This window comes from Streptomyces sp. NPDC006265, assembly GCF_040613555.1.
Lineage (GTDB): Bacteria > Actinomycetota > Actinomycetes > Streptomycetales > Streptomycetaceae > Streptomyces.
Genome location: NZ_JBEXSH010000954.1, coordinates 1 through 3,306, shown reverse-complemented (window position 1 = coordinate 3,306; position 3,306 = coordinate 1). Strand labels below are relative to the sequence as shown.

General features: G+C 73.6%; 3 protein-coding genes. All 3 read right to left on the bottom strand.

Going from position 1 to position 3,306, the window contains the following annotated elements:
- Positions 1–103 precede the first annotated feature (103 nt).
- Positions 104–1,012 carry a carbohydrate kinase gene (locus ABZ281_RS43375; RefSeq protein WP_356663661.1) on the bottom strand — a complete coding sequence of 303 codons (909 nt, stop codon included), beginning with the start codon at positions 1,010–1,012 and terminating at the stop codon, positions 104–106.
- On the bottom strand, positions 1,009–2,052 hold the full coding sequence (locus ABZ281_RS43370; protein ID WP_356663659.1) for a LacI family DNA-binding transcriptional regulator: 1,044 nt from the start codon (positions 2,050–2,052) through the stop codon (positions 1,009–1,011). The genes ABZ281_RS43375 and ABZ281_RS43370 overlap by 4 nt, the downstream gene beginning before the upstream one ends.
- A 170-nt stretch (positions 2,053–2,222) precedes the next feature.
- Positions 2,223–3,170 carry a hypothetical protein gene (locus tag ABZ281_RS43365; RefSeq protein ID WP_356663657.1) on the bottom strand — a complete coding sequence of 316 codons (948 nt, stop codon included), beginning with the start codon at positions 3,168–3,170 and terminating at the stop codon, positions 2,223–2,225.
- Positions 3,171–3,306: the final 136 nt, after the last annotated feature.

Genomic DNA, 3,306 nt, shown 5'->3' with positions numbered 1-3,306 from the left:
GCCCTGGACCGCCTCAACGGCCGCCGCCCGGGCGCACTGCGGGCGGTCACCATGGGGGAGACCGGCTGAAGCACCCTCGGCCAGCCACGGCGCCGAGCCCGTGTCACCCCGCCAGCTCGTGCGCGTACGGTGGTTCCGCCCCGGCCCGCGAGCAGGTCACCGCCGCCGCGCGGGCCGCGAAGCCCAGCAGTTCCGTCCAGCCGCCGGGACCCAGTTCGCCAAGCGCGCGGGCACTGAGGGCGTCGCGTACCGCGAGCCCGTGCAACAGGGCCGCGTTGACCGTGTCACCCGCGCCGATCGTGTCCACGACCTCCACGCGTTCGACCGGCACCGCGTACTCGCCGCCCTCGGCGGTGAAGGCCGTCAGCCCGTCGCCGCCCCGGGTGATCACGACCGCCGCCGGACCGGCCGCCAGCCACTCCCGGGGCGTGCCGCCCAGCCACGCTGCGTCCTCCTCGGACAGCTTCAGCAGCGACACCGACGGCAGCCAGCTCTTGAACCGGGCCCGGTAGGCGTCAGCGTCCGGGATCAGCCCGGCCCTGATGTTCGGGTCCAGCGCGGTGAACACGCCCTGCGCGGCGGCCCCGCGCATCAGCGCCTCGTACGCGCTCGCCCCCGGCTCCAGCACCAGCGAGCACGTGCCGAAGGAGATCGCCCGAGTGTCGGACGGCAGCACGGAGGGCGCCGCGAACAGCCGGTCCGCCGTCCCGTCGACGTAGAAGGAATACGCCGCCGAGCCGTCCGCGCCGACCGTGGCGACGGCGAGGGTCGTGGGCTCGGAGCCGCGCTGCACCGAGGACACGTCGACCCCGGTCTCACGCAGCCGGTCCAGCAGGGCCTCCCCGAAGGCGTCGGACGACACCCGGGAGCAGAAGGAGGCGGGCGAGCCGAGGCGGCCCAGCGCCACGGCCGTGTTGAACGGGCCGCCGCCGAGCGCCGGCTGCAGCGCCGCCAGGGCACCCGTGCCCTGCGGTACCAGGTCGATCAGTGCCTCACCGGCGACGACGATCACGACGGGGTTCCTTCCTCGGACGGGCTGGGGCAGCCGCACGACGTGCGGTGGACGAAGGTGCAGGGCAGGCGAACGGTCCGGGCGGCCCGGTCCGGCTCGGCGAGACGCTCCAGGAGCACGCGGACGGCCCGCGCCCCGATGTCCTTGCCGGGTTGCGCGATCGCGGTGAGCCGGGGCGAGAACAGATCCGCCCAGGCGAAGTCGTCGAAGCAGCACAGCGCGATGTCGCCCGGCACGGACAGGCCGTGCGCGCTCAGGGCACGCAGCACCCCGATGGTCATGGCGTTGTTGCCGGTGACCAGGGCGGTGGGAGGCACACCGAGGGACAGCAGGGCCTCGGTGGCCTGCTCGGCGTCGGCCGACTCCGAGTCGCCGTGCACCAGCAGCCGCTCGTCGTACGCCAGCCCCGCGAAGGCCAGACCGCTGCGGTAACCGGTGATCCGCTCGCTCGTGGTGCTGAGCCCCGGCCGCCCCGCCACCAGCCCGATCCGCCGGTGACCGAGCCCGGCGAGATGGGTGACCAGCCGGGACATCGGCTCGGCGTTGTCGGCGCACACGTGGTCGAAACGCGGACCTCCGTCCGCTTCCGGCGCGTCCACCACCCGGTCCAGGAACACGACAGGCACGTCGTGCCGGTCCAGGTAGGCGATCAGCCCGCGGGGATCGGCGGAGGGCGCGACGATCATGCCGTCCACCCGGCGCTCGTGCAGCAGCTGGACGACCTTGCGCTCGTGCCCCGGATCGTCGTGCGGATCGGCGATCAGCAGGCTGTGGCCGGTCTCCAGCGCTGCGGTCTCGACGCCCTGGAGGATCTCCGTGAAGTACGGGTTGCTGATCGCCGACACCGCCAGCCCGATGGATCGGGTGCGGGCCGTCACCAGGGAACGGGCCAGCGTGTTCGTGGTGTAGCCGAGCTCCTCCACGGCGTCCAGGACCGCCCGGCGGGTGTGCGGCAGCACCGGCCGGGTGCCGTTCAGCACATGCGAGACCGTCGCCACGGAGACACCCGCACTCCGCGCGACGTCGGCCATGGTCGCCATGCCGCTCCCGCCTCCTCCATCAGGTTCCGGCCGGGAACATATCGCATCCTGCGACGGACGTAAACGTTTGCGCAATCGTTTACGTCCCGCCTGGCGGGCCGCAGGACAGCAGCACGGACAGCGGGCCGCCGGGCAGCAGCACGGACAGCGGGCCGCCGTCCGGCGAGCCCCTACTCCCAGTCCCAGCCGATCCCCAGGAACCCCGGTCGGAGCCGCGGCTCGACCAGGTGCACCGACCGGTGCCGCCCGCTCAGCGCCAGGTCCTGGCATCCGCTGCGCGGCGCCGCCGCCGAGTGCTGGGTGAAGCGGTGGCAGCGCACCGGGACGGCCGCCGCGTCGAAGCGCACCTGAAGGGCGTACTGGCCGCCGGGGGAGTCGAAGCCGCGCACGTACTCGCGTGACACACCCGCCGTGCCGTCCTCGACGCCGTAGCGGAACAGGAAGGTGTCCCCGGCCCGCAGCCGGGTGTCGAAGAGCAGCTCGGCCGCGAGCACTCCCGTGTCGCGGTGCCAACGGACGCGGCCGGTACGGCAGTTCTCCAGGGCGTGCACCCGTATGAGCTCCGGTGTGGCTCCCCGGTCGCCGTGGTGGACGGCCACGAAGCGGTCGATGCCGTCCCGGTGGGCGCGCACGATGTGGTGCGACTCGCGCTCGGCCAGCTCGCGCCGCGCACCGATCCGCAGTCGTTCGTGGTGGCCGAGGGTGTGCAGGCCTCCGTCCGGCGGGCAGTCAAGCTCGGCCAGCAACTGGTCCAGGACACCGGAGGCCTCGACGAGGGAGCGGTAGGAGCGGGCGGCGGACCGCAGCCCGGACGGGCTCTCCCCGGAGTCGGCGAGCAGCCGGATCAGTGACTCCTCGGGAAGCTCCAGGATCTCCTCCAGCGCGCGTACGGCCCGCAGCGATTCGGGTCGCTGCGGACGCCGGGCGCCCTGCTGCCAGTAACTCAGGCTGGTGACGCCGACCTTCACGCCGTGGCGGGACAGGTGGTGCTGCACGCGCTGCAGGGGCAGTCCGCGGGCGGCGATCGCGGCCCGCAGGGCGACGTGGAAGGGGCCGCCTCGCAGGGCCGAGTCCAGTTCCGCGGTGGCGACGTCCGCGTGCTGTGTGGCGTGCGGCATGCAGGGGCCTCTCTCTGAGTCGGCAACGGCTGGTCAGACCGTTCGCGCGGAGCCGTCCCAGCGGCGCAGGGCAGGTCCGGAGGGCACCATGGGAGCTGACGAGACGCAGCTGCGCCGCATCCTGTCCCGCGTCGGT